The 24,595-nt window shown below is 64.1% G+C and carries 19 protein-coding genes; 12 read left to right on the forward strand and 7 right to left on the reverse strand.

Annotated elements, in window-relative coordinates; genetic code table 11:
• The first annotated feature begins 12 nt into the window (after nucleotides 1–12).
• From EPB08_RS09535 to EPB08_RS09545, 3 genes are all read left to right on the forward strand, one after another.
• Nucleotides 13–5,733, forward strand: coding sequence for a two-partner secretion domain-containing protein (locus EPB08_RS09535; protein ID WP_165418463.1), 5,721 nt, complete (start codon nucleotides 13–15; stop codon nucleotides 5,731–5,733).
• Nucleotides 5,734–6,018: 285 nt separating this feature from the next.
• Nucleotides 6,019–6,531 carry a hypothetical protein gene (locus EPB08_RS09540; protein ID WP_130618851.1) on the forward strand — a complete coding sequence of 171 codons (513 nt, stop codon included), beginning with the start codon at nucleotides 6,019–6,021 and terminating at the stop codon, nucleotides 6,529–6,531.
• 446 nt (nucleotides 6,532–6,977) lie between these two features.
• Entirely contained in the window at nucleotides 6,978–7,724 is a 747-nt protein-coding gene (locus EPB08_RS09545; RefSeq protein WP_267873348.1) for an alpha/beta hydrolase, read from the forward strand.
• Between the two features lie 43 nt (nucleotides 7,725–7,767).
• Here EPB08_RS09545 and EPB08_RS09550 read toward each other — a convergent pair whose 3' ends face one another.
• Nucleotides 7,768–8,283, reverse strand: a complete 516-nt coding sequence (locus tag EPB08_RS09550; RefSeq protein WP_130618853.1) for a cytochrome P460 family protein — start codon at nucleotides 8,281–8,283, stop codon at nucleotides 7,768–7,770.
• A 173-nt stretch (nucleotides 8,284–8,456) separates the two neighbouring features.
• Here EPB08_RS09550 and EPB08_RS09555 point away from each other — a divergent pair, with 173 nt between their 5' ends.
• Nucleotides 8,457–9,185, forward strand: coding sequence for a response regulator transcription factor (locus EPB08_RS09555; protein WP_229238282.1), 729 nt, complete (start codon nucleotides 8,457–8,459; stop codon nucleotides 9,183–9,185).
• On the forward strand, nucleotides 9,182–11,074 hold the full coding sequence (locus EPB08_RS09560; protein ID WP_130618854.1) for a sensor histidine kinase: 1,893 nt from the start codon (nucleotides 9,182–9,184) through the stop codon (nucleotides 11,072–11,074). Before EPB08_RS09555 ends, EPB08_RS09560 begins: the two co-directional genes overlap by 4 nt.
• Here the strand turns inward: EPB08_RS09560 and EPB08_RS09565 are convergent.
• The 3 genes from EPB08_RS09565 to EPB08_RS09575 all read right to left on the reverse strand — a co-directional run bounded on the left by EPB08_RS09565 (nucleotide 11,071) and on the right by EPB08_RS09575 (nucleotide 13,612).
• Complete coding sequence (locus EPB08_RS09565) at nucleotides 11,071–12,066, reverse strand: AraC family transcriptional regulator (RefSeq protein ID WP_130618855.1); 996 nt, start codon at nucleotides 12,064–12,066, stop codon at nucleotides 11,071–11,073. The genes EPB08_RS09560 and EPB08_RS09565 overlap by 4 nt on opposite strands.
• A 24-nt stretch (nucleotides 12,067–12,090) precedes the next feature.
• On the reverse strand, nucleotides 12,091–12,975 hold the full coding sequence (locus EPB08_RS09570; protein ID WP_130618856.1) for an oxidoreductase: 885 nt from the start codon (nucleotides 12,973–12,975) through the stop codon (nucleotides 12,091–12,093).
• 100 nt (nucleotides 12,976–13,075) lie between these two features.
• Nucleotides 13,076–13,612, reverse strand: a complete 537-nt coding sequence (locus EPB08_RS09575) for a DUF2058 domain-containing protein (RefSeq protein WP_130618857.1) — start codon at nucleotides 13,610–13,612, stop codon at nucleotides 13,076–13,078.
• Nucleotides 13,613–13,756: 144 nt separating this feature from the next.
• On the opposite strand from EPB08_RS09575, the gene EPB08_RS09580 reads away from it, so the two are divergent.
• A complete protein-coding gene (locus EPB08_RS09580; protein ID WP_165418464.1) occupies nucleotides 13,757–14,140 on the forward strand; it encodes a YidH family protein in 384 nt (127 codons plus the stop codon).
• 269 nt (nucleotides 14,141–14,409) lie between these two features.
• On the opposite strand, the gene EPB08_RS09585 is transcribed toward EPB08_RS09580, so the two are convergent.
• The 3 genes from EPB08_RS09585 to EPB08_RS09595 form a co-directional block, all read right to left on the reverse strand.
• Nucleotides 14,410–15,618 (reverse strand): acetyl-CoA C-acyltransferase, encoded by a 1,209-nt coding sequence (locus EPB08_RS09585; RefSeq protein ID WP_130618859.1) that lies wholly within the window; start codon nucleotides 15,616–15,618, stop codon nucleotides 14,410–14,412.
• A 199-nt stretch (nucleotides 15,619–15,817) separates the two neighbouring features.
• Nucleotides 15,818–18,205, reverse strand: a complete 2,388-nt coding sequence (locus EPB08_RS09590; protein ID WP_130618860.1) for a 3-hydroxyacyl-CoA dehydrogenase/enoyl-CoA hydratase family protein — start codon at nucleotides 18,203–18,205, stop codon at nucleotides 15,818–15,820.
• A gap of 76 nt (nucleotides 18,206–18,281) precedes the next feature.
• Nucleotides 18,282–18,905 (reverse strand): TetR/AcrR family transcriptional regulator, encoded by a 624-nt coding sequence (locus EPB08_RS09595; RefSeq protein WP_130618861.1) that lies wholly within the window; start codon nucleotides 18,903–18,905, stop codon nucleotides 18,282–18,284.
• Between the two features lie 231 nt (nucleotides 18,906–19,136).
• On the opposite strand from EPB08_RS09595, the gene ndk reads away from it, so the two are divergent.
• The 6 genes from ndk (at nucleotide 19,137) to bamB (ending at nucleotide 24,592) form a co-directional block, all read left to right on the forward strand.
• Nucleotides 19,137–19,562 (forward strand): nucleoside-diphosphate kinase, encoded by a 426-nt coding sequence (gene ndk, locus EPB08_RS09600; protein ID WP_130618862.1) that lies wholly within the window; start codon nucleotides 19,137–19,139, stop codon nucleotides 19,560–19,562.
• 37 nt (nucleotides 19,563–19,599) lie between these two features.
• Nucleotides 19,600–20,736, forward strand: a complete 1,137-nt coding sequence (rlmN, locus tag EPB08_RS09605; RefSeq protein WP_130618863.1) for a dual-specificity RNA methyltransferase RlmN — start codon at nucleotides 19,600–19,602, stop codon at nucleotides 20,734–20,736.
• Nucleotides 20,726–21,523: a type IV pilus biogenesis/stability protein PilW gene (gene pilW / locus EPB08_RS09610; protein ID WP_130618864.1), complete on the forward strand. Its 798-nt coding sequence runs from the start codon at nucleotides 20,726–20,728 to the stop codon at nucleotides 21,521–21,523. The genes rlmN and pilW overlap by 11 nt, the downstream gene beginning before the upstream one ends.
• Nucleotides 21,524–21,600: 77 nt before the next feature.
• Nucleotides 21,601–22,572: a helix-turn-helix domain-containing protein gene (locus EPB08_RS09615; protein WP_324615232.1), complete on the forward strand. Its 972-nt coding sequence runs from the start codon at nucleotides 21,601–21,603 to the stop codon at nucleotides 22,570–22,572.
• A 152-nt stretch (nucleotides 22,573–22,724) separates the two neighbouring features.
• Nucleotides 22,725–23,369, forward strand: a complete 645-nt coding sequence (locus EPB08_RS09620; RefSeq protein WP_130618866.1) for a YfgM family protein — start codon at nucleotides 22,725–22,727, stop codon at nucleotides 23,367–23,369.
• Nucleotides 23,366–24,592 carry an outer membrane protein assembly factor BamB gene (bamB, locus tag EPB08_RS09625; RefSeq protein WP_205746324.1) on the forward strand — a complete coding sequence of 409 codons (1,227 nt, stop codon included), beginning with the start codon at nucleotides 23,366–23,368 and terminating at the stop codon, nucleotides 24,590–24,592. The genes EPB08_RS09620 and bamB overlap by 4 nt, the downstream gene beginning before the upstream one ends.
• Nucleotides 24,593–24,595 lie beyond the last annotated feature (3 nt).

The following is a 24,595-nucleotide window of genomic DNA, read 5'->3' on the forward strand; positions in this document are numbered from 1 at the left end:
GGGGAGACGACCATGAATTCGATCCATGACCGCGTGCATCGCAACGCGTTTCCTTCGATGGCACACCTGAAGCGCAAGGCACTGCCGCTCAGCCTGTCGCTGCTCGGCATGGTGACGGGTTCACTGTTGCCGTGGAGCGAAGCGGCAGGGGCGGGACCCACCGCCGGTACGCTGCCGACAGGCGGCGTGGTCGTCAGCGGCTCAGCAAACATAAGCACCACCGGCACGACACTGACGGTGACCCAATCCTCGGCTCAGGCCGCCATGAACTGGACCAGCTTCGACATCGCGTCGAATGCCTCGGTCGTCTTCAGCCAACCCAGTGCCAACGCGATCGCGCTCAACCGCATCGGTATCGGCTCGAGCACGCCCGCGGCCTCGCAAATCTTCGGCAGCCTCAGTGCCAACGGACAGGTGTTCCTGATCAACCCCGCCGGCATCGTGTTTGGCGCTGCTGCCTCGGTGAATGTCGGCGGGCTGGTTGCCAGCACGCTGGACATGGATCCCGCGACGCTGGCCGGTGGCTCGCAGCGGTTTCACCTGGACAACAACACGGGTACGGGGGCGAGCGTAGTCAATCACGGCACGATCACCGCGGCCACCGGCGGTGGCGTGGTGCTGGCCGGCGGCAGCGTGAGCAACGATGGCATGATCCTCGCCAGCGCTGGCCATATTTTCCTGGACGGTGCCGACCACGCCACGCTCGATTTTGATGGCAACAACCTGATCAACGTCACCGTCACGGGCGGACTGGCTTCCGGTTCGGGCACGGCGGTGAACAACAGCGGCACGCTGCAGTCGGACGGCGGCACGGTGGTGTTGCAGGCATCGGCCACGCCCGGCCTGTTTAGCCAGATGGTGAACAACGCCGGCGTGATCAAGGCCGAAAGCCTCAGTGGCGCGGGCGGCACGGTGCAGTTGATCGGCACCGGCGGCGGTGTGACCAACAGCGGCCAGATTTCCGTCAATGGTACGAACGGCGGCAACGTGGCGATCACCAGCGACCAGGCAGTCAATGCCGGTGGCACCATCACCGCTACGGGTGGAAGTACAGGCAGCCTGGCGCTGAGCGGCAGCGCGCTGACGCTGGGTGGGGCGATTGATGCAGGGGGCGGGCAGATTTCGCTCACCTCGGGGGGCTCCACCACCCAGACTGCCGGCTCGCTTTCGGGCGCCACACTGACCGGCAGCTCGGTCGACGCGACAACGCTGGCGCAATCCGGCAATGCCATTACCAGCCTGTCCAACTATGAAAGCGGCGGCAACCTGACCCTGGCCACCAGCGGCAGCCTGGCACTGGCAGGCAACGTCAGCGGTAACGCTGTCACGTTGAACGCCGCAGCGATCACCGAGGCGGCGGGCGCGGTGTTCTCCGCGAATTCGTTGGCCGGTGGCTCCACCGGCTCTACCGTGCTGAACCAGGCCAACCAGCTCGGCACACTGGGCAACTACACCACGGGCGGCAATTTCACCCTCGTCAATGGGCAGGCCATCACGCAAAGCGGCGCGCTCCGGGTGCAGGGCAGTACGTCGCTCAGCGCCGGAAGCAACAGCATTACGCTGAGCAACGGCAACAACGCCCTGCTAGGCTCGGTAAGGGTGACCGGCGGCAACACGCAGATCAACTGTGCAAGTGCACTGACGTTTGGCGCCAGCGCCATTACCGGCAATCTGATTGCCACTACGGCCAATGCAGGCATCAACCAGATCGGCGCGCTGAACGTCACCGGCACGAGCACGTTCAACGCGGGTGCGGGCGCCATCGCATTGACCAACGCGAACAACACGCTGGCAACCTCGACGGGTCAAACCGTCAATGCCACCGGCACGGGCATCGCCATCACCAACAGTGGCGACCTGCACGTGGGCATGCTCGCCGATGGGGCAAATGGTGCCGTCAGCCTGGTGGCGGGTGGCTTGCTGTACCTGCCAACCACGGCCATCACTACCGGCACAGCCGACCTGACCCTGGTGTCGAACGGCGGTGTACTGGCTACGTCGGCCAATCTGTCCGGCAACAACGTGACGCTGTCGGGTAGCCAGGGCATCACGCTTGCGCACAACGTCACGGCGGCCAACACATTCAACCTGACCAGCAGCAACGGGGCGATATCGCAGACCGCCGGGACACTGGCCGCCAATACGTTGACGGGGACCTCGCAGAACGCCACCACGTTGAGCCAGTTCAACCAGGTCGCGCAGCTTGGTAACTTCTCGGCCAACGGCTTCAGCCTGAGTAGTAGCGGTGCGCTGGCCATCACGGGGGCGGTGAACAGCAGCACGGTTGCGTTGAACGTGATAGGTGCGCTCACTGAGACGACAGGTGGAAGTGTCACTGCGAGCAGCCTTACCGGTAGTTCGACCGGCGCCACGGCGCTCAACCAGACAAACAATCAGATCACACAGCTTGGTGGTTTCACCGCGAACGGGTTCAGCCTGTACAACGCTGGCGCGTTGTCCGTCGCCGGCCCACTGAACAGCACCGGCAATGTGGCGTTGACATCGCAAAGCGGCGATCTGACGTTGGCAGGCACGGTGAGCGGCACCGGCGTTACGCTGCAAGCCCATGGCGGTGCGATCGCGCAGCTGGCGGGCGGCCTCACGGCGACCACGCTGACAGGGGCGTCTCAGGGCAGCACGACGCTGACCCAGTCCGGCAACCAGGTTTCGCGGCTTGGCGGCTTCAGCGCCAATGGCTTCAGCCTGACCGATGCCAACGCATTGACCGTCAGCGGCCCGTTGAACAGCACTGGCGATGTGACGCTGACCAGCCTGGGTGGTGATCTGAGCCTGGCAGGAGCGCTGAATGGCGCGAACGTCGTGCTGACAGCGGGCAACGGTGCGGTAAATCAGGCAGCGGGCTCGCTTACGGCGACCAGCCTTAGCGGTCAGTCCAGCGGCATGACGTCATTGACCCAATCCGGCAATGCGATCAACCAACTTGGCAGCTACAGCAGTGGTGGCGACTTCGACCTGACCAACAGCGTAGCCCTGACGCAGTCCGGCCCGCTTCGGGTACTGGGCAACACCACGCTCGATGCCGGCACCCACGCGATCATGCTGGGCAACAACGGCAACGATCTGCACGGCGCGGTGAGCCTGCTCGCTGGCAACACGCAGATTGCCAATGATCGTGCCTTGACGTTCGGAACCAGCACCCTCTCAGGCAACCTGGACGCGACCACGGCCAACGCCATCATCAGTCAGGCGGGCGCGCTGAGCGTTGCCGGCGCCAGCACCTTCAATGCAGGCACTGGCGCCATCGCGCTGGGCAACAGTGCAAACCAGCTGCAAGGTGCGGTAAGCCTCAACGGTAGCGATGCGCAGATCGCCAATGGCCGCGCCCTGGTGCTAGGTACCAGCACGCTTTCGGGGAGCCTGGGCGCAAACACGGCGAACGGGGCCATCAGTCAGTCGGGTGTGTTGAGCGTGGCGGGTACCAGCACCTTCAATGCGGGTACTGGCTCCATCACGCTCAACAACGGCGCCAATGAACTGCTTGGAAGGATAAGCATCAACGGTGGTGACACATGGATCACCTCCGGCCTTGCCATGATCCTGGGCGCCAGCACTATTTCCGGCAATCTGGTTGCCACGACCGCCAATACGCTGATCACCCAGACGGGTGCGCTTAATGTGGCGGGTGCGAGCGTGTTCAACGCCGGTAGTGGCGCGATCACGCTCAACAACAGAACCAATAGTCTGCAAGGGGCGGTGAGCGTCATCGGTGGTGATACGCAGATTGCCAACAGCGGCGCTTTGGTCTTTGGAACCAGCAGCATTACCGGCAATTTGGGTGCAACCGCGGTCGACGCAGCGATCAGCCAGACCGGGTCGATAAAGGTGATGGGCGCAAGCGTGTTCGATGCGGGCACCGGCGCAATCACGCTGAGTCATATCGGTAACGAGCTGCACGGGCCGGTGAGCTTCAGCGGCGCCGACACGGTTGTGGCCAATGACAGGGATCTGGTCCTCGGCGCCAGCACTATCTCCGGCAATCTGGGAGTGACTGCGGCCAACGCGACCATCAGCCAGAGCGGCCGCTTGAACGTATCAGGTACAAGCACGTTCGATGCCGGCACTGGCACCATCTCGCTCGGGAGCAACGACAACGCCCTGGTGGGAGCTGTGAGCCTCATCGGCGGCAATGCGCAGATCGCCAATGGTCGCGCGCTGGTCTTCGGTGCAAGCCATCTCTCTGGCAACCTGGACGCGGCGACGGACAACGCCGCCATCAGTCAGACCGGTGCTCTCAGCGTGGCCGGTACCAGTGCGCTCGATGCCGGCACCGGCACGATCACCCTGGACCGTGGCAACGACCTGCGTGGCGCTGTAAGCCTTATCGGTGGCGATACGGAGATCACCAATGGTGGTCCGCTGCTGTTCGGTGCAAGCCAGATCAACGGCAATCTGAGCGTCACCACGACAGACCCGGCCATAGGGCAGAGCGGAGCCTTGAGCGTCACGGGAAACAGCTACTTCGACGCGGGCACCGGCAGCATCGCACTCACGGATGCGAACAACCGGCTGGGTGGACAGGTCAGTGCCACCGGCACGGGCATCGCGATCACCAATGCCGGCGATCTGCGCATCGCCGCACTGTCCAATGGTGCAAACGGAGCGGTCAGCCTGGTCTCGGTCAATGGCACCCTGATACTGCCGGGCACCGCCATTGCCGCCGGCACCTCGGATCTTTCGCTGATGTCAGGGGGCGGGGTGCTTGCCACGGCGGGTGCATTGAGTGGCGCCAACGTGGCGTTGTCGGGCAGCGGCGGCGTCAGCCTTGGCCATGACGTCTCGGCAACGAACGAGCTGAACGTGGTCAGCAGCAACGGCGCAATCACCCAGACCGGCGGCGTGTTGAACGCGGGCACTCTGACCGGCGGTTCGTATGGCAGCGCCAACCTGTCCCAGGCGAACCTGGTTCGCAACGTGGGCAGCTTCAGCGCCAACGGCTTCAGCATGAACAATGCCGCCAGCCTGACCATCCTGGGCCCGGTAAGCAGCACGGGCGATGTATCGCTGACGACACAGCACGGCGACCTCACACTGGCCGGGTTGCTGAGCGGCAACAGCGTCACCTTGAATATCGCCGGCGCGATCAACGAAGAGGCGTCCGGTAGCCTCGTCGCGACAACCTTGAGCGGCAGCGCAGGTGGAGCGACCTCGCTGGGTACGCACGATCAGCCGGCGAGCAACCGTATCGGCACGCTCGGACGCTTCACCTCGCCCGCCGGATTCAGCCTCACCAACGACCAGACGCTGACGCTCGCCTCGGTAAATGGCAGCACCTATACGGTGGATGCGGGTACGTCTTCGCTCTATCTCTGGGTTCGCGATGGTGATCTGTTGCAGATCGGTACGACGCCGCTCTATGACGGGAAGGGGACCTTTGCAGCGAGCAACCGTATCGGTACCGCAGCGGCACCGCTCTATGTGTTCGGCACGCAGCCGCAGGTGGTCGAGTTCGTCGGCAACCCGCCGGCTTATTTCTATGCGGTTGACCGTCAGGGCAATCCACTGACCGTGATTGGCGGGCAGTCGCGCAATCTCACCGCCAGCCTGTCATATGGCCGAGAGCGCAGCGCCATTCATCGCCAGGACTCCTATATCGATACGAGTGCGGTGACTCAGAGCGGCCACCAGTACGGCATTGTGGCCCCGGGCATACGATTGCCGCGCGATCTGAGTGCATGTGTTCCTCATCCACAGGCTGATTGCAGGAGCAACTGAGCCAGCAAGCTTGCTTGATGTCGGGTGCCGTCGGCACGCGGCGTTCGTGACAGCTTGAAGAGGCCGCGGGCTTCATCGCCTTCGTCAGGGGGCGGTGGAGCGTTTGAGCATCCACGGTGCGGGGAAATCCGCTCGTTAATCCGCAGCCATCATTTCGAAAATGACGGATGCCACACCACCGAAGTCTGTTCCGCCGGGTGATGTTTTCAGGGGCATGGCGGTACATACTCGCCTACGCTCGGCCCGCAGATCTCCCCCGTGAATCCTCGCATGGAAGGAAAGGACATGAAGCTCTTGCCGAAAGCGCTGGTGCTGGCCTCCTTTGCTGCTCTCTCGCTCACTGCCGCAGCCACATCCGGATCGTCAACGGAAATCGCGACGCACTTCACCGCGTCGCCTTTGCTCGGCAGCTGGACCCTGGACACATCGCGCATGCCGGTGCCGCCCGCGCAGCGCCCAAGAAGCGTCAGGTTCACGTTTGCCGATGCGGGCAACAACACATGGACCACGCACGTCGATATCGTTTATGCGCCCGGTGAAGAGGTCCATTCCGTTGGCACGGCGCCGCTCGATGGGACGTTGTCTGCCGTGGAGAACAGCCCCGAGGCCGACACTGGGGCAGTAAAGCAGCCGGCCCCCAATGTCCTGGTCATGGCACTGCGTAAAGGTGGTGTCCTTGTGTCGACGCGAATCTACTCCGTGATGCCGGACGGCCAGTCACTGGTCGAAACCGCGGTCTACCCAGGCAATGACGGCGTGCCGATCATGAAGACAAATTACTTCACGCGAGTTCGCTAGGCTTGCGGAAGTAAAGTCAACGCTGCGTTCGCAGATATGCCTTCACGGCATCATGTATCCCATGCGTGCATGTCGATACATGCATACCTGTTCTTGCCCCAGGCCTCGAAGGGGAAGGCAATGCTGATTGCTCATCGCACTGCCATTGTTCGGCTCCAAACGGACACAAATGACCAGCGTCCAGGCACCAGATCGTTCCAGGGTGGCGAAACCTTGGCTGCCTGCGTAGCGGATGCAGCCGGCATAAAAGGACAAATGGCTGGAACGTACGCCACTCAAGGGCAAGGATCATGGGAAAAAGAAGGACTGCAATCTGGTGTCTTCTCCCGGCGCTGATCGCGTTTATTGGACTTGTCGGCGTGTGGGTTGCCGGCTCATTTCTTGTCCGCCCCATTCGTGGTTCTATCGGCGCGCCACCTCAGGATCTTGCCGCACGGCCGGTCCTTATGGACAGCGCAGACGGTGAATCGATTCACGGCTGGCTTGCGAGTGGTATCGCTGGGCAGGGGGTTGTGCTGTTGCTACATGGCGTTCGCGCTGACCGACGGGCCATGATCGATCGGGCCAGGTTTCTGCACGCTGCAGGCTATACGGTGTTGTTGATCGACTTCCAAGCCGCAGGTGAGAGCCCTGGTAAAGCCATAACCTTCGGTTTTCGCGAAGCGGATGACGTGAAGGCATCGCTGCGGTATATCCGCTGGCAGTTCCCGGGTGAGCACGTGGGCATCATCGGCACATCCATGGGCGGGGCCGCTACGATCCTGGCCGAACCGGAGATGGAGGCTGATGCGGTCGTCCTGGAGCAGGTCTATCCAACGATCGAGCAGGCGACGGAAAACAGGCTCGCCATCCATCTGGGACCCATGGGGCCGTGGCTGGCTCCGGTCTTGCTCATGACTTTGCATAGCCATCTCGGCATCGTTCCCGAACAGCTGTGCCCGATCGAACATATCGGCCATCTAGCAATGCCGAAGCTATTGATCGCAGGCGGCCGGGACCGGGACACGACCATTGCCGAGTCCTACGCGATGTTCCGAGCAGCGTCAGGGTACAAACAACTCTGGGTGGTGCATGGGGCAGGGCATGTAGATCTATGCCGGTATGCCGGAGCTGACTATCAGGCGCGAGTGCTCAGCTTTTTCGCGACGTGGCTGCATGGAAATGCAGGGCAACTGCTAACTGCTGTCCACTAGGCGAGATGTCCGGATTTGGCACCCCAGCCCCGGTATTCCTTAGTCAGGGGGAATAACGCGTGAAGACAAAGTCGCGATCTTTCACGGGTACGTGACAGGCGTAGCACGCCGTGGCGGTTACGTGGGACGGTGCGCCGTCGTTGAACTGCGCGAAACCCCAGCCGCCAGTCGAGGCGTACTCGCGCGAATGCTTGACCATGAATTGAACGTTGGTCGGATGGCCAGCCACGAAGGATTGGGTGCGGCCGAAGGCCTTGTTGTTTTCCTCTGACGGCACATAAGCCCATGCGATGCGGGCGATGATGGCGCCGTCGGGAAATGGCAGGGTTCCTTCACGGTAGGCTTTCACCGCGATCTCGTTGCCAAGTATCGCCCGGATGTCGTTGAGGCTGCCTTCCTCGTGGGCGACGGAGATCAACTTCCAGTCGCGGTATCCGTCAGGGAGTTTTCCGCCGAGGACCGCGGCGCTGCCGCTGCTTTCCTGTGCCGACGACCACATGGCGGCGCCGAGCCCCACGATCGCTGCAGCCGCCATCGCCAGGGCCTGGGCTTTCCTCATGAGATGTCTCCAAAAGTGTGGACGAACGCACATTGTTGTCGTTCGAGATGACTGTTGCTTGTCTTATCCATGGGGCGGGGATTTGTTCCGGGGGATATGGCCTTATCGTCTTTCACTGTGTCCCGGGCCGGGTGGCGCCCGCTCTCGTCACAAAGCGAGGAGTGGTCGATACAATGGGGATGTCCAGCGAAAGGCGAGGGGCTTCCAAGGGAGGGGCAATGGATGCTGCCACGGGGTTGGGATTGACGTTGGTGGTGGATGATGACGCGTCGATGCGTCGACGCCTCGTAAATCTGGTTGAAGCGATAGGTGGCTCGGGCACGACCTGTGTTGCCGGATCGGTTGCCGATGCCCAGGGCAAGGCCCAGACGACACCGTCGCTGCGTACGGCGCTGGTTGATCTTGGCCTGCCAGACGGCCATGGCATCGAGCTGATTGCGTGGCTTGGTGATTTCCACCCCCATGTGACCTGCGTGGTGATTTCCGCGTGGGGCGATGAGCGCAGCGTGCTTGGCGCACTGCGTGCAGGCGCGGTGGGTTATCTGCTCAAGGAACGCGATGACGATGAATTGCGCCTGGCGCTGTTGAGCATGGCGCGGGGCGGGGCGCCCATCGATCCTTTCGTTGCGCGTGGCATCCTCGCCCTGTTGCCGAAGCTGAATGACACTCCCGTATCGAAGACGACTCCCACCAGTGGATCGGAACATGGCGGAATTTCGCGCCGGGAAACCGAGATCCTCGGGCTTGTTGCACAGGGGCACAGCAACCGTGACATCGCCGGAATGACAGGTCTCTCGCGGTTGACCATCGAAAGCTATACCAAGAGCATCTATCGCAAGCTCGCCGTGGGGTCGCGTACCGCAGCCGTCTTTGAGGCCAGGGCTCGAGGGATTCTCGATTGAAACGTTGGCCGGCGATCGTGCTGCTGGGGATCGCTGCGCTGCTGCTCTGCGCGTGCGCCCGGCATGCCGGCGAGTCTTCAACGACGGTTCGCACCCTGGATCGTGCCGATGCGGTGCGCTCGAACTGGGATGCCGCCACGCCCCCTGAGTCGGGCTGGACGCCGGTCGCGCTTCCCGACACATGGACGCGTCGCTGGGCAGCGCATGACGGCGTGGTCTGGTATCGGTTGCAGTGGTTTCAGGCCGATGATGCAGTGCCTGTCGGCTTGTTGCTGGACTATGTGTGCCTCGCCGACGCGGTGTATCTCAACGGCAGCCTGATCCACCGTGATCCGCAACTGGTAGAGCCGCTCACGCGCAGCTGGATCAAGCCGCAGTTTTTCCTGCTCGATCGCCCCTTGTTGCGCCGAGGCCAGAACGAGCTGCTGGTCCGCGTGTCGGGCCTCGCTGCCTATCAACCAGGGTTCGGCAGGGTGAGGGTGGGCGATCCGGCCGAGGTGCGCGCACGATACGAGACCCATGTTCGCTGGCAGTACGACAGCGAACTGTTCAGCGGTGCCTCGGGCATCGTGCTTGGCGGCATCTTCGGCATGTTCTGGCTGTTTCGCCGCAAGGATGCGGTGTACGGCTGGTATGCATTGAGCGCCTGGCTGTTCGCAGCCTACGGCAGCAATTACGTCACGCGCAGTCCCTGGCCGTTCGCAAGCACGGATGGTTGGCAGGCTTTTGTGGCCGTGCTTTACGTGGCTGCCGCCTTCAGCTTTGCGGTTTTTCTACTGCGCTATTGCGAAAAGCGCTGGCCTTGGACCGAACGCGTGCTCGGGCTGCTGTGCGCGGTGTTTTTCGTTTATGCGTTGCTGTGGCCCGCCTCGGCCGGGCCGCATCGAGCCGTGATGATCCTGATGGGTGGCGGGCTGTATTACGTGGCCATCGTGGCCTTTATCGTCCGTGCGGTGCGCGTCCGACGGATGGACCAGCGGATTCTTGCCGCCTGCCTGCTGATACCGCTGCTCACCTCGAGCCATGATTTCCTGGTGTTCTTCGGTATCGCCAATGACAGCGCTTACCTGCTGGCACTGACCTCGCCGCTGACGATGATCGGTCTTGGCTCGGTGCTCGCACACCGTTTCTATGTGGCGATGCGGCGTGTCGAGCATTTCAATGTCGAGCTGCACCAGGAGGTGGAGCAGGCGACGCGGCGCCTGAGCGAGACGTTGGCGCGCGAACACCAGCTGGCGATAGCCAATACGCGCGCGAGCGAGCGCCTGAACCTGGTGCGCGACGTGCATGACGGCTTCGGTGGAAGCCTGCTCGGCACCATCGTGGCGCTGGAGAATTCACCTGCCACGAGCGAGACCACCGCCATCGTCGGCCGGCTGAAGGAGCTGCGTGACGACCTTCGCCTGATCATCGATACGACGGCGCAGGAGCGCGATACGGATCTGGCCGGCCTGCTGGCATCGTTGCGGCATCGCTGGAGTCACCGCTTTGAAGTGGCCGGCGTGGAGAGCCGGTGGCAACTGGCCGGTGCGGAGCGCTTGCACCTCGGCGCAGCGCGCAGCCTGGATCTGCTCCGGTTTCTGCAGGAGGCGCTCACCAACGTGCTCAAGCACGCGCAGGCGAGCAACGTCAGTGTCGTCGTTCGCCGGGATTGTGACGATCTGATCGTCGAAGTGATCGACGACGGCGTTGGATTCGATTCGCGTGTATCCGGGGAAGGCCTGGGCCTCGCAAGCCTGCAGGCGCGGGCAGACAGGCTGGCTGCGCGGTTTGACCTTCGCGCCTGTCCCGGTGAGGGAACGGCGATTTCCCTCACGGCAAGCGTCTTTGCAACGACAGGTGCCACTGAAGATCGGTCGTTGCTGGTCGATCGAACGACGGGCGCTTAACCCGCGGCGGTGCGCCAGCGTGTTGGGGTATCGCCTTCCCATTGGCGGAACGCGCGATTGAAGGAGTTGAGCTCCTCGAAGCCGAGCACGAAGGCGATCTCGCCGACATCCAGATCGGTGGCATCGAGCAGGCGTCGCGCCAGGTGATGGCGTACCTGGTCCAGCACCTGTTGATAGCTGGTGCCGGCTTCGCCCAGGCGTCGCTGCAGGGTACGCGGACTCAGGTGCAGCGTATCGGCCACCTGGGCCATGCGCAGATGGCCACCGCGCATGCCGCGCGCCAGTACGTTCCAGACCCGGTCGCGCAATGGCGTGGCTGCCGTCTGCTGACGCAGCGAACCTTCGAGCAAGGGCAGCAGGTTGGCCAGGTGGCTGTCGTCCTGCGTGACGAAGGGGAGTTCCAGGTCCGAGCGCTGGTAGATGATCCGATCCTGCGGCGCGTTGAAGCGCAGCTCGCAGCGGAAGTGCGGTTGCAGCAGTGCCCCATCGGCCGGTCGTCGAGTCAGTTCGATTCGACGTAGATGCAATGCACGTCCGGTGCCGCGTTCCGCCAGCGCGAAATTCGAAGCGAAGATGGCGTCGACGAGCAATCGCGGCGTGTGGCCCTCAGCCAGCATCCAGCGCATGGAGACGGCGGCCTCGTCATGCGTGTGTTCCACCACGATGTCTTCCGGGCAGGTCAGGCGCTTGTAGCGCGCCAGCTTGTCCAGCGCATCGCCGAGGGTGCCGGAATGCAGCGCGGCGGCGGTCACCATGTCGTACACCTCGGTCCGCGTTCCGTCGCCGAGCCGAAGGCCCAGCGACGGATCCTGGCAGACGGCCTCCACCGACTGCCAGAACGCGAAGAACTGCGCCGTGCTCACCACGGGGCGAGGCGCCGACATCAGGTCCAGCGAGAGGCCCGCGTGCGTCAGCACGGCGGGCACGTCGAGGCCGAGTGCGTTCATGCGTGCAAAGGCGCCACGGCTCAGCGGGATCTGGTCGGCTCTCATCGTGGCGTCATCCGACAAGTGTGTTCATAGCACCGACCGCACCATGCGCTCGCGATCCTCGGCGGCTTGCGGCGAGAGGTCGAAGTCGGTCGAGAGACTGAGCGTACGCCATTTGGCGTCTTCGGCAGCGATCTTGGCCAGCTGCTGTTCGGCCAGGTACACCGCATCCGAGCCCAGCAGCAGACGCAGCGGGGGCTGCGGGTCGTTCGCGATGGTGAGGATGGCATGGGCCGCCTTCGCCGGATCACCGCTTTCGTTGCCCACGTAGCTCTGGCGGGCGGCGAACATGGGAGCGAGTACGGCGGTGTATTCCGAATCCTTCGCCGGCACGAACACGGTCATCGACGGGCCGCCCCAGTCCGTGCGGAAGCCACCCGGCTCGACCAGGGTCACCTTGATGCCGAACGCCGCGACTTCCTTGGCCAGCACCTCGGAGAAGCCTTCCACGGCCCATTTGGCGGACTGGTAGGCCGCCAGGCCGGGCACGCCGATGCGGCCGCCAATGGAGGAGAACTGGATGATGTGGCCGGCGCGCTGGCGGCGCAGCACAGGCAGGGCGGCGCGGGTGACGTTCACGGTGCCGAAAAAGTTGGTTTCCAGCTGCGCACGGAAGTCCTCGTCGCTGCCTTCCTCGATCGTGGCGAGGTTGCCGTAGCCGGCGTTGTTGACCACCACGTCGAGACGTCCAAATGCCTCGACGGCAGCCTGTACGGCAGCGTGAGCGGTTGCCGGATCGGTCACGTCCAGCGCAACGGTGCGCACCTGGTCGCCGTAATGTTTGACGAGGGATTCAAGTTGGGCGGGCTGGCGCGCCGTGGCGACCAGTCGATGGCCGGCGGCCAGCACGGCCTCCGCCAGCGCCTTGCCGAAGCCGCGCGAACTACCGGTGATGAGCCATACCTGGGACATGGGATACCTCCTGCGGGGTCTATGGGTGGGACAGACCTTAGGAGGAGGGCAGGGATGCCAGGTAATCCGATTGCGCCAAAAGAAAGGGCGCCTGGTCGGGTTACCAGGTCAGGTCGTCGGGGACCTTGAACTGGCTGTAGTACTCGTCGTCTTCGCTCTGGGCCGCAGCGTCGGCCGGCTGGCCGTGGTCGAGCACGATGGCTGAGGCGTCGCGCTCGCGGACCTTTTCGGCGGCCGCACGCGGCAGCAGTTCGTAACCATCGCCGGAGCGGACGACCACCAGTGAGCCCTTCGCCAGCTGCGCACGCAGCGGTTCGTTGACCAGCACGCTGTGAATCTTGTCGCCGTCCGTGAAGCGATAGCTGATCTCGCCCTCACGTTTCACCTTGTTGGCGTCGACGATCTGGCGGATCTGCGCGGCGAGCTCGCGGGCATGGGCCTGTGCGTTGCGCTCGGCAGCCAGTGCGCGGTCGCGCTCCGCGCGCTCGGCCTGCAGGCGCTGGGCATCGATCTTCTCGTCGGGAGCCACTGGCGCCTTGCCCTGGCGCTGCTTGGCCTGCTCGCGAGCGATCTGGTCCACCTTGCCTTTCTTGGCGAGGCCGGCTTTCAGTAGCTGTTCCTGCAGGGGATTGCGCATGGGCGGGTGGATCCGGGTAAGACGAGACCCCCGATTGTAGCGCGCCGCGCCGGACTCCTCCGGCCGTTCGAACACGACACGGTGACGGCGCACATGGATGATGGAAGGCGCCGGTGCTGCAAGACCCTACTGACAGGAGATTCCGTGATACCGAATTTCAGCGATCATTCGGCCAACGAGCGAACCTATCTGGCGTGGGTACGCACCGCGATCTCGCTCATGGCGTTCGGCTTCCTGCTGGAGCGGTTCGACATCTTCCTGCTGTTCACGACGCGCGCCGCGGAGCGCGTGGCCGAAGGCCTGCATACGCGTGCGTCGCAATGGCTGGGTCTTGGCCTGCTGCTGGTCGGCGCGCTGATGATCGTGGGCGCAACGATGCGCTTCTATCGCAACCGGCGCGCCATCGAGGCGTCGGAGCCGACGATGTACGGCGATTCCTGGGTAGCCAGGGCCATGGCGATCTTGCTGGTGCTGATGGCCATCTTCCTCACCGTTTACGTGGCAAGGCAGATTGCGGCACTGAGTTGATCGCACTGCCTCAGAAGGCCGTCATTCCCGCGAGGAGCATTTAAACGGCCGAAGGGCTGGTCAAGCGGGAATCTAGCGCCTTAGCTTTCAGCACGCCGAAAGTCACTGGATGACCAGCTTCGCTGTTGTGAAGCGCCTCCCGCTTGACCAGCCCTTCGGCTGTTTAAAAGCACTCCGCGGGAATGACGGTGTGGGTGAATGGGGCGCACATGTGCAAAAAACGGCGCCGTATCGCTACGGCGCCGTTCGCTGTTACAGAGCAGGGCAGATCAGAGCGCTTCGAACACGCCCGCTGCGCCCATGCCGGTGCCGATGCACATGGTCACCATGCCGTACTTCTGCTTGCGGCGGCGCATGCCGTGCAGCAGGGTGGCGGCGCGGATCGCACCGGTGGCGCCCAGCGGGTGGCCAAGCGCGATGGCGCCGCCCAGCGGATTCACCTTGGACGGGTCAAGGCCGAGGTCGCCGATCACGGCCAGCGCCTGCGCGGCGAAGGCTTCGTTGAGCTCGATCCAGTCCAACTGGTCCTTGGTGAGCCCGACCTGCTTGAGCGCCTTGGGAATCGCTTCCTTCGGACCGATGCCCATCACTTCCGGCTTCACGCCCGCCACCGAGTAGCCGACGAAGCGGCCGATCGGGGTGAGGTTGAACTCCTTGATCGCCTTCTCGCTGGCCAGCAGCAGGGCGCCGGCGCCATCGGACATCTGCGAGGAGTTGCCGGCCGTCACCGAGCCGCCGAACTTGTCATTGCGGAACACCGTGCGCAGCTTGCCGAGCACGTCCATGGTGGTGCCGGCGCGCGGGCCTTCGTCGGTGTCGATCAGGCGGCTGTCGGTCTTGATGCCGCGCGTGGCGAGGTCGGGGTAATGGTCATCGAGCTGGAACGGGGTGATCTCGTCCTTGAATTCGCCGGCGGCGATGGCGGCCAGCGCGCGGCGATGGCTTTCCACCGCGAAGGCATCCTGCTGCTCGCGGGTGACCTTCCACTGCTCGGCCACCTTCTCGGCGGTGATGCCCATGCCGTAGGCGATGGCCACATCTTCCTTGTTGGCGAAGATCGCGGGGTTCATCGCGATCTTGTGGCCCATCATGGGCACCATGCTCATGCTCTCGGTGCCGGCGGCGATCATCAGGTCGGCGACGCCGAGCTGGATGCGATCGGCGGCCATGGCGATGGCCTGCACGCCGGAGGAGCAGAAGCGGTTGATGGTGACGCCCGGCACCGTATACGGCAGGCCGGCCAGCAGCGCGCCGATGCGGGCGACGTTCATGCCCTGCTCGGCTTCGGGCATGGCGCAGCCGACGATGACGTCTTCGATGCGATGCGGATCGATGCCCGGGGCCTGCGCCATCACGGCGCGGATCACGTGGGCGAGCATGTCGTCCGGACGGGTGTTGCGGAACACGCCACGCGGCGCCTTGCCGACCGGCGTGCGGGTGGCGGCGACGATGTAGGCGTCTTGCACTTGCTTGGTCATGGTTTTTGCTCCGTGGCGTCGCGCGTGATTCGCAGCGACGCTATTGGTGTTTTTGATCGCCATCAGTGGTGCGTGATGACGAGCCATAACGGTTTTTGCCCTTTGCTCGTCATTCCCGCAAAAGCGGGAATCCAGTGTCTTTAAAGCCTTCAAGTCGCTGGATCCCCGCCTTCGCGGGGATGACGAGCCGAGAGGCTCGTCAGTTACGCAGCGGCTTGCCGGTGGTCATGGTGTGCGCGATGCGGGCCTGGGTCTTCTCGGTCTTGGCCAGCTCCACGAAGTGTTTGCGCTCCAGCGCCAGCAACCACTCCTCGTCGACCTGCGAACCACGCTCGATCTTGCCGCCGCACAGCGTGTCCGCGATGCGCGTGGCGATCGCCACGTCATGCGGCGAGGCGAAGTAGCCCTCGGCGAGGTTGGCGAGCGAAGCCTGGAACGTGGCGGTGCCCACGTCGCCGGCGACCGGGATGTTGCGACCCATCATCGGCGGACGCCAGCCGGTTTCGGCCAGCGACAGCGCGACCTTCTTGGCGACGTACAGCAGCTCGTAGGCGTTGAACACGACCACGTCGCTGTCGCGCAGCAGGCCCAGCTGCCTGGCTTCCAGCGCGCTGCCGGAGACCTTGGCCATGGCGACCGTCTCGAACACCTTCTTCAGCGATTCGAACGGATCTTCCGGGTTCGCCTTGGCGGCGCGCACGGCCAGCTCATGCAGGCCGCCACCGGCCGGCAGCAGGCCGACGCCGGCCTCGACCAGGCCGATGTAGCTTTCCAGTGCGGCCACGGTGCGGGCCGAATGCATCTGGAACTCGCAGCCGCCGCCGAGGGCGAGACCGCGCACGGCCGACACCACCGGCACCAGCGAGTGCTTGATGCGCATGCTGGTGGCCTGGAAGTTGGCGACCATCTTCTCGAAGTCGTCGAACTTGCCAGCCTGCAGCAGGCCCAGTGCACCCTTGAGATCGGCACCCGCCGAGAACGGCTCGCCGGTCTGCCAGATCACCACGGCCTTGAGCTGCTGCTCGGCGACGTCGATCGCCTGCTGCACGCCATCGAGCACGTAGTCATTGACCGTATTCATCTTGGTCTTGAACGAGATGATGCCCACGCCGTCGTCGCCCAGCGTCCACAGGCGCACGCCCTCGTTCTCCCACACCGTGGTGCCCTGGTCGAACTTCTCGCCCAGGATCGGATCGGGGAACAGCTGGCGCTGGTAGACCGGGTGCTGCGAACGCGGCTTGTCGGCGTTGGCGCCGGCCGAGTACGAACCGTTCTTGCCGTGCACGCCAGCGCGGCCGTCGGTGACCCATGCCGGCAGCGGGGCCTTGCTCATGGCCTTGCCGGCAGCGATGTCCTCGGTGATCCAGCCGGCGACCTGCTGCCAGCCGGCGGCCTGCCAGGTCTCGAACGGACCGAGCTTCCAGCCGTAGCCCCAGCGGATGGCGAAGTCGACGTCACGCGCGGTGTCGGCGATGTCGGCCAGGTGGTAGGCGGTGTAGTGGAACAGGTCGCGGAAGGTCGCCCACAGGAACTGCGCCTGCGGATCGCTGGATGCGCGCAGCTTGCCGAACTTCTCGGCCGGGTCCTTGATGGCGAGGATGGCGGACACCTCATCCGAAGCCTTCTGCTCGGACGCGCGGTAGTCCTGCTTGGCCACGTCGATCACGACGATGTCCTTGCCGGCCTTGCGGTAGAAGCCCGCGCCGGTCTTCTGGCCCAGCGCGCCCTTCTCGATAAGGGCGGACAGCCACACCGGCGCCTTGAAGTATTCGTGCCACGGATCGTCGGCCAGGGTGTCGGCCATGGTCTTGATCACGTGCGCCATGGTGTCCAGGCCCACCACGTCCGCGGTGCGGTAGGTGGCGCTCTTGGGGCGGCCCACGGCCGGGCCGGTCAGGGCGTCGACCACGTCGAAGCCCAGGCCGAACTGCTGGGTGTGGTGCATGGTGGCCAGCATCGAGAACACGCCGATGCGGTTGCCGATGAAGTTCGGGGTGTCCTTGGCGATCACCACGCCCTTGCCGAGCGCGGTGGTGAGGAAGGCCTCGAGGCCGGCCAGCACATTCGTGTCGGTCAGGCGGGTCGGGATCAGCTCGACCAGGTGCATGTAGCGCGGCGGGTTGAAGAAGTGCACGCCGCAGAAGCGGTGGCGCATCTCTTCCGGCAGCGCCTCGGCCAGGCCGTTGATCGACAGGCCCGAGGTATTGGACGCGATCACGGCGGTCGGCGACAGGTGGGTAGCGATCTTCTTGTAGAGATCGAGCTTCCAGTCCATCCGCTCGGCGATCGCCTCGATCACCAGGTCCACGTCCTTCAGGTGCTCCAGATCCTGGTCATAGTTGGCGGGGATGATCGCGCCGGCGATGGTCTTGTCGGCCAGCGGGGCAGGCGAGAGCTTCTGCAGGTTGGCGATGGCCTTCAGGGCGATGCCACTCTTGGGACCTTCCTTGGCGGCCAGGTCGAACAGCACGGTTTCGACGCCGGCGTTGGTCAGGTGCGCGGCGATCTGCGCGCCCATGACGCCGGCGCCGAGCACCGCAGCCTTGCGGATGCGCAGCGCTGCCTTGGGTGTGGATGGAGCGGTCATTGGTTTCTCCGTAGTGCAGGACACAGGAAGGTGAAGCGGGTGGCCGTTGCCGGCCGAGGGCGTTCGGTCGCTGGTATCAGGGGGACTTGAGACCGGCGGCGGCGAAGCGGATCAGGTGTTGAGCGGTCTGCTCACGGTGCACGTGTTCGGTGACATCGCTTTTTCGCTGGATCATGCCGAAGCCAGACATGGCGTGAGTCAGGGCGCCGGTGACCAGGTCCACGCGCCAGTACAGCTCCTCCTTGTTCAGGTGGGGCAGCAGGCGGGCGAACTCCGCGGTGAACTGGCGCATGACGTGGCCGTAGTTTTCCGACAGGAACTTGCGCAGGGTGTCGTCGTGCTCGGCGAAGGCTCGCGCCAGCACACGCATGAACAGGGAGCCGTTGCCATCGTGGGAAAGCTCCAGTGCAGGCACGATGAAGGCGGCCAGCACCTGCTCGATGGTGGTATCAGGCTCGCCCGAGACCGTCTGCAGGGCGGCCATGCGGCGGCTGCTCAACTGGTCCAGGCGGCGGCGGAATACCTCTTCGATCAGGCGGTCCTTGGACCCGAAGTGGTAGTTCACGGCGGCAAGATTGACACCGGCGGCGGCCGTGAGCTGGCGTAGGGATGCGCCTTCGAAGCCGTGCCTGGCGAACAACTCCTCGGCGGCGCCGAGGATTCGCTCCTTGGTCGGCAGGGCGGCGTGCGATGCTGACATGGTCTTGGACCCCGGAATCAAACGATCGTTTGAGCATACGCGGGTCGATTTGCAGCCGTCAAACGATCGTTGGGATTCCTGGCACGCGAGCCTGCGCGCGGCTTGCGTATCAGTTAGAATCTGTCAAACTTTCGTGAGCTAAATCCGCATATTGACGCCGGATTTGGCGTAATTTGCCGGTAACGATCGGCACGCCCACTCAAATACCAGTTTTCCCGGAGCAGACCCATCATGGCGCTGGAGCGCACCCTTTCCATTATCAAGCCCGACGCCGTTGCCAAGAACGTGATCGGTGAAATCTACGCACGCTTCGAAAAGGCTGGCCTGAAGGTCGTCGCCGCCAAGATGAAGCACCTGTCGCGCCAGGAAGCCGAAGGCTTCTACGCCGTGCACAAGGAGCGTCCGTTCTTCAAGGCTCTCGTCGAGTTCATGATCTCGGGTCCGGTGATGATCCAGGCGCTGGAAGGCGAGAACGCCATCCTCAAGCATCGCGACCTGATGGGCGCCACCAATCCGAAGGACGCTGCGCCGGGCACGATCCGCGCCGACTTCGCCGACTCCATCGACGCCAATGCAGTGCATGGTTCCGACGCCGCCGAAACGGCTGCCGTCGAGATCGCGTACTTCTTCGCGACGACCGAAACGTTTGCAAGGTAATTAGGAACAAGAGGGCGGCTTTAAGCCGCACAAGAAGATGACTGACCAGGCAATTTCCACCACCACCGACAAGGTCAACCTACTCGACTTCGATCGCCAGGGCCTGCGTGATTTCTTTGCGCAGCTGGGCGAGAAGCCGTATCGCGCCGAGCAGGTGATGAAGTGGATCTACCACCGCCTGGAAGACAACTTCGAAAACATGACTGACGTCGGCAAGGCGCTTCGGGCGAAACTCGAAGCGTCGTGCTATGTCGGTCCGCCGAAGACCCTGTTCGACAAGGGCGCCGCCGACGGCACGCACAAGTGGCTGCTCGGCATGGATGGCGGCAACGCCATCGAGGCGGTGTACATCCCGGAGCCGACCCGCGGCACGCTTTGCGTGTCCTCGCAGGTCGGCTGCGGCCTCAACTGCCAGTTCTGCTCCACCGCGACGCAGGGCTTCAACCGCAACCTCTCCACCGCCGAAGTCATCGGCCAGATGTGGGTGGCTGCCAAATACCTCGGCAACGTCACGCACCAGAATCGCCGCATCACCAACGTGGTGATGATGGGCATGGGCGAGCCGCTGCTGAACTTCGACAACGTGACCAAGGCCATGAGCCTGATGCGCGACGACCTGGGCTTCGGCCTGGCTTCCAAGCGCGTCACCCTGTCGACCGCCGGCCTGGTGCCGATGATCGACAAGCTGTCGGAAACCATCGATGTGTCGCTGGCCGTCTCGCTGCACGCTGCCAACGACGAGCTGCGTACCGAGCTGGTACCGCTCAACAAGCGCTACCCGATCGCCGAGCTGATGGCTGCCTGCCAGCGCTGGCTGGATCGCAAGCAGCGCACCTCGATCACCTTCGAGTACACCCTGATGAAGGGTGTGAATGACCAGCCCGAGCACGCGCGCCAGCTGATCAAGCTGATGCGCCGCATGCCCACGTGCAAGGTCAACCTGATTCCGTTCAATCCTTTTCCTGGCACGCGTTTCGAGCGCTCTGACGCCGAAACCATTCGCGCCTTCCAGACCCAGTTGCTCAACGCCAATGTGTTGACCATGTTGCGCCGTACTCGCGGTGACGACATCGATGCCGCATGTGGTCAGCTCAAGGGGCAGGTATTGGATCGCACCCGTCGCCAGGCCGAATTTCGCAAGCGTCTGGACGAAGGGGCGAGTCATGCGGCTTGAACGAATCCTGCTGGGCGCCGGCCTGATCGGCGCACTCGCGGGCTGTGTCACCACGACGACCACCGAAGCCGGTGGCGTGGCAACGAAGATTCCACGTACGACCAAGGCGGAGCAGCGCGAAGATGGCGCGCGCATCCATACCCAGCTCGGCCAGCAGTACATGGAGAACGGGGACCTGCAGGACGCCCTGGTAAAGCTCAACAAGGCGCTGGAGTTCGACCCCAACTACGTGCCGGCGCATACCGTGCTCGCCGTGGTGTACGAGCGCATCAACGATCTGCCCAATGCGGAGCTGCATTACCGCAAGGCGCAGTCGCTGGCACCGACCAAGGGCGACACCAACAACAATCTGGCCCTGTTCCTGTGCAGCCGGGAAGACAAGTCGGCCGAGGCCATGCCGTATTTCCAGAAGGCCCTGGCGGATCCGTTCTACCAGACGCCTGCGCTGGCCTGGACCAATGCCGGTACCTGCCTGTCGCGTAGCCATGACCTGGCGGGCGCCGAGGTGGATTTCCGCAAGGCCATCGAGATCGACCCGCAGAACGGCGAGGCGTTGTATCAGCTCGCCAACGTGCTTTATCTTCAGAACGATGCGTTCCGTGCTCGTGCCTTCATTCAGCGCTTCGATGCGCTGGGGCAGCAGAGTGCGGCGGCGCTCAAGCTTGGTCACGACATCGAAGCAAGGTTGGGCAACAGGGATGCTGCTCTCAACTACAGCAGGCGACTGCAAAGCCAGTTCCCGGATTCGGAACAGGCTCGCGCCCTCGACGCAACTGCACGCCAATGACATCTCAGCAGTCAAATACGGCCAACAGCAGCAACCGAGCCTTTCCCTTTACCGAATCATCCGACGCTACCATGGACATGGAACATTCCTCGTTGGAAACGACCCACGGCAGGCTGGGGAGCCGCCTGCGCGCAGCGCGTGAGGCGCGCGGCCTGGACGTCGAGACCTGCGCACATGCGCTACGTCTTCCTGTGCGGGTGATGCGCCAGATTGAAGGCAACGAATACGAAGGCATCGATTACCAGGTCTACCTGGGAGGCTACCTGACCAAGTACGCGCGCTACCTCGGCGTGGACGAATCGGAAGTGAAGGGCGAACTGGAGCGCATCAAGCCCAGCCAGCCGACCCTGGTGGCCACGGGTGGCATCTCGCATTCGCGCTACCTGCTGGAACACTACGCACGTGCTGCCACATATGTGGTGCTGACTGCGGCGATCGTGGTGCCCACCATCTGGCTCGGTGTGCGCGGCACGCTCGATCGCGACGTGAGTCACCTGGCGCCGCTCGATGCCGCGCCGGTGGCCCAGGTCGATGCGCCACCTGCCAGTGCCTCCACGGCAGCATCGGCATCGACACCTTCGGTCGCTGATGTGCGCGGTTCGAACGAGGGCAATGCCGTCGCCTCCACCGCACCGTCGACCCAGCCGTCGGCTGCGCCCGCACCTGCGGCACCGCAGGACCAGCAGCCGCTGATGGCCTCCATGGCGCCGTTCCCTGGCCTTGGTAACGACACGACGCATGCCGCGCCGGCACCCGCTGCCGCAGCGGTGGGCAATGGCGCGCACAGCCTGGTGCTCAGCCTGCAGGGTGCGAGCTGGGTCGAAGTCACCGCCAAGGACGGGTCGCGCCTCGAATACGGTCTGCTGCCCGCCGGCAGCTCCAAGACCTACCACAGTGACCAGCCGCTGGAAGTTCGTATCGGCAATGCCAATGGCGCACAGGTCATGCTGGATGGCCAGCCCATGCCGCTGGACAGCTATCGCCGCTCGAACGTGGCCCACTTCCGCGTCGAAGTGCGCGACGGCAAGGCCTCGCCGGCTGGCGCCTGAAGCTCACGCCGGACCTGTGCGGTCCGGCGGCGCAATCGGTTATGCTTGCCCATTGTCCGCCCGGAAGCGTGCGGACCATGGGCTGATTTCTTTTTCCCGTACGTCAGGCACGTCGCAAGTGCTTTCGGCGCGCGGTTCCCAAGGGTGATTGCATGGCATTTGAAGAGTACGACGAATTCGAACAGAGCGAACGCGTACAGCAGTGGTTGCGCCAGAACGGCCTGTCCATCGTCGTCGGCATTGCCATCGGTCTCGTCGGCATCTTTGGCTGGCAGCAGTGGAACAAGCACAAGGCCGATCATCAGGCGGAAGCCGCCAATCTCTATCAGCAGGTGCAGGACGCTGTCGCCGCCGGCAAGCCGGATAGTGCCGATTCGCTGACCGAGCAACTGCTCAAGGATTACGCCGATACCTCGTACGCCACGTTCGCCGTGGGCGATCGTGCGCAGCGACAGGTGCAGGCCAAGCAGCTGGACAAGGCGCTTGAGTCGCTCAGCGTGGCCGAAAGCCATGCCAACGACGCCAACCTGAAGGCCCTCATGCAGCTGCGCTCGGCGCGGGTGCTGCTGGCGCAGGGCAAGGGCACCGAGGCCCTGGCTGCCCTCGACCGCATGCCGGCCAAGACCTATGAAGGTGTCGCTCAGGAACTACGGGGCGATGTGCTGGTCAAGCTTGGGCGTCCGGACGATGCCCGCAAGGCATATGAAGCCGCCAAGGCGGCGCTGGGCGAGAACGCGCCTCAGAGCGTGCAGATGAAAATCGATGATCTGGCCGTGGCCGGGAAGCAGGGTGCATGAAACCTGAAGTGAAGAAGCACGGTGCGATGAAGCGCGTGTGGCTGGTGGCCTTGACCTCGCTGGTCGTGCTCGCTGGCTGCCACTCGTTCAAGAAGGAAAACGTCCAGCCGCCGACGCCGCTGGCCAAGGATTTCAAGCCGACCGTACAGGTCACCAAGCTGTGGACCAGCAGCGTGGGTGACGGCGCCGGCGACAGCGGCGTGCGTCTGCGCCCGGCGTTCGCCGACGGCGTGCTCTACGCCGCCAGCACCGACGGCAAGCTCGCGGCGTTCGATGCGGCCAGCGGCAAGACGCTGTGGTCCAAGAGCTCGCGTACCCAAGGCTGGTTCGGCTGGGGTGACAAGAAGCGCGCCGATGCGCTTTATGCGGGTGGTCCGGCCGCGGCCGGCGACCTGGTGGTGGTCGGCACGCTCGACGGCCACATCTACGGTATCAATGCGAAGGACGGCAGCCCGCGCTGGGAAGCCGTGGTGAACTCCGAGGTGATCTCCTCGCCGGCCATCGCCGGCAACCTCGTGATCGCCCGCACTCAGGACGGTCGCCTGTACGGCTTCGACAGCAGCAACGGCGAGCGTCGCTGGGTCTATGACCAGGACACCGTGCCGCTGCTCAGCCTGCGCGGCAATGGTCCGCTGCTGGTTGCCAATGGCGTGGTCTTCTACGGCAGCGATGCCGGCAAGCTCGTGGCGCTGCGCCTGGACAACGGCGAAAAGCTGTGGGAACAGGCACTCGCCAGCGGCGAAGGCCGTACCGAGATCGAGCGCCTGAGCGATGCTGACGGCGGCATCCTGCTCCAGGGCAACACGCTGTATGGCGCGGCCTACCACGGCAACCTTGCCGCGGTGGATGGCCCCAGCGGCCGCCCGCTGTGGAGCCGCCCGTTCTCCACCTTCACCTCGCTCGACGTCAGCAACAATGCGCTGTACGGCGTCAATGAGGACTCGCAGGTGTGGGCGTTCGACAAGAACGGTGGCGCCGACATGTGGAAGAACGACCAGCTGAAGTATCGCTGGCTCACAGGTCCGGCCGTGCTCGGCGACTACGTGGTGGTCGGTGACCTGGAGGGTTACGTGCACTTCCTGCAGACCGGTGATGGCGCACTGGCGGGCCGCGAGCGCCTGTCCAAGAAAGCCATTCGTGCCCAGCCGCTGGTGGTGGGCGATACCGTGTACGTCGAAGACGTGAAGGGCCGCATCGGCGCTTACCGTCTCGGCGCGCGCTGATCG

This window comes from Dyella amyloliquefaciens (assembly GCF_004296575.1).
Lineage (GTDB): Bacteria > Pseudomonadota > Gammaproteobacteria > Xanthomonadales > Rhodanobacteraceae > Dyella > Dyella amyloliquefaciens.

Bases quoted from the DNA above. Each gene is read 5' to 3' on its own strand.
- EPB08_RS09535 (WP_165418463.1), top strand. From the start codon at position 13: ATGAATTCGATCCATGACCGCGTGCATCGCAACGCGTTTCCTTCGATG.
- EPB08_RS09540 (WP_130618851.1), top strand. From the start codon at position 6,019: ATGAAGCTCTTGCCGAAAGCGCTGGTGCTGGCCTCCTTTGCTGCTCTC.
- EPB08_RS09545 (WP_267873348.1), top strand. From the start codon at position 6,978: ATGGACAGCGCAGACGGTGAATCGATTCACGGCTGGCTTGCGAGTGGT.
- EPB08_RS09550 (WP_130618853.1), bottom strand. From the start codon at position 8,283: ATGAGGAAAGCCCAGGCCCTGGCGATGGCGGCTGCAGCGATCGTGGGG.
- EPB08_RS09555 (WP_229238282.1), top strand. From the start codon at position 8,457: ATGGGGATGTCCAGCGAAAGGCGAGGGGCTTCCAAGGGAGGGGCAATG.
- EPB08_RS09565 (WP_130618855.1), bottom strand. From the start codon at position 12,066: ATGAGAGCCGACCAGATCCCGCTGAGCCGTGGCGCCTTTGCACGCATG.
- EPB08_RS09570 (WP_130618856.1), bottom strand. From the start codon at position 12,975: ATGTCCCAGGTATGGCTCATCACCGGTAGTTCGCGCGGCTTCGGCAAG.
- EPB08_RS09575 (WP_130618857.1), bottom strand. From the start codon at position 13,612: ATGCGCAATCCCCTGCAGGAACAGCTACTGAAAGCCGGCCTCGCCAAG.
- EPB08_RS09585 (WP_130618859.1), bottom strand. From the start codon at position 15,618: ATGACCAAGCAAGTGCAAGACGCCTACATCGTCGCCGCCACCCGCACG.
- EPB08_RS09590 (WP_130618860.1), bottom strand. From the start codon at position 18,205: ATGACCGCTCCATCCACACCCAAGGCAGCGCTGCGCATCCGCAAGGCT.
- EPB08_RS09595 (WP_130618861.1), bottom strand. From the start codon at position 18,905: ATGTCAGCATCGCACGCCGCCCTGCCGACCAAGGAGCGAATCCTCGGC.
- ndk (WP_130618862.1), top strand. From the start codon at position 19,137: ATGGCGCTGGAGCGCACCCTTTCCATTATCAAGCCCGACGCCGTTGCC.
- rlmN (WP_130618863.1), top strand. From the start codon at position 19,600: ATGACTGACCAGGCAATTTCCACCACCACCGACAAGGTCAACCTACTC.
- pilW (WP_130618864.1), top strand. From the start codon at position 20,726: ATGCGGCTTGAACGAATCCTGCTGGGCGCCGGCCTGATCGGCGCACTC.
- EPB08_RS09615 (WP_324615232.1), top strand. From the start codon at position 21,601: ATGGAACATTCCTCGTTGGAAACGACCCACGGCAGGCTGGGGAGCCGC.
- EPB08_RS09620 (WP_130618866.1), top strand. From the start codon at position 22,725: ATGGCATTTGAAGAGTACGACGAATTCGAACAGAGCGAACGCGTACAG.
- bamB (WP_205746324.1), top strand. From the start codon at position 23,366: ATGAAACCTGAAGTGAAGAAGCACGGTGCGATGAAGCGCGTGTGGCTG.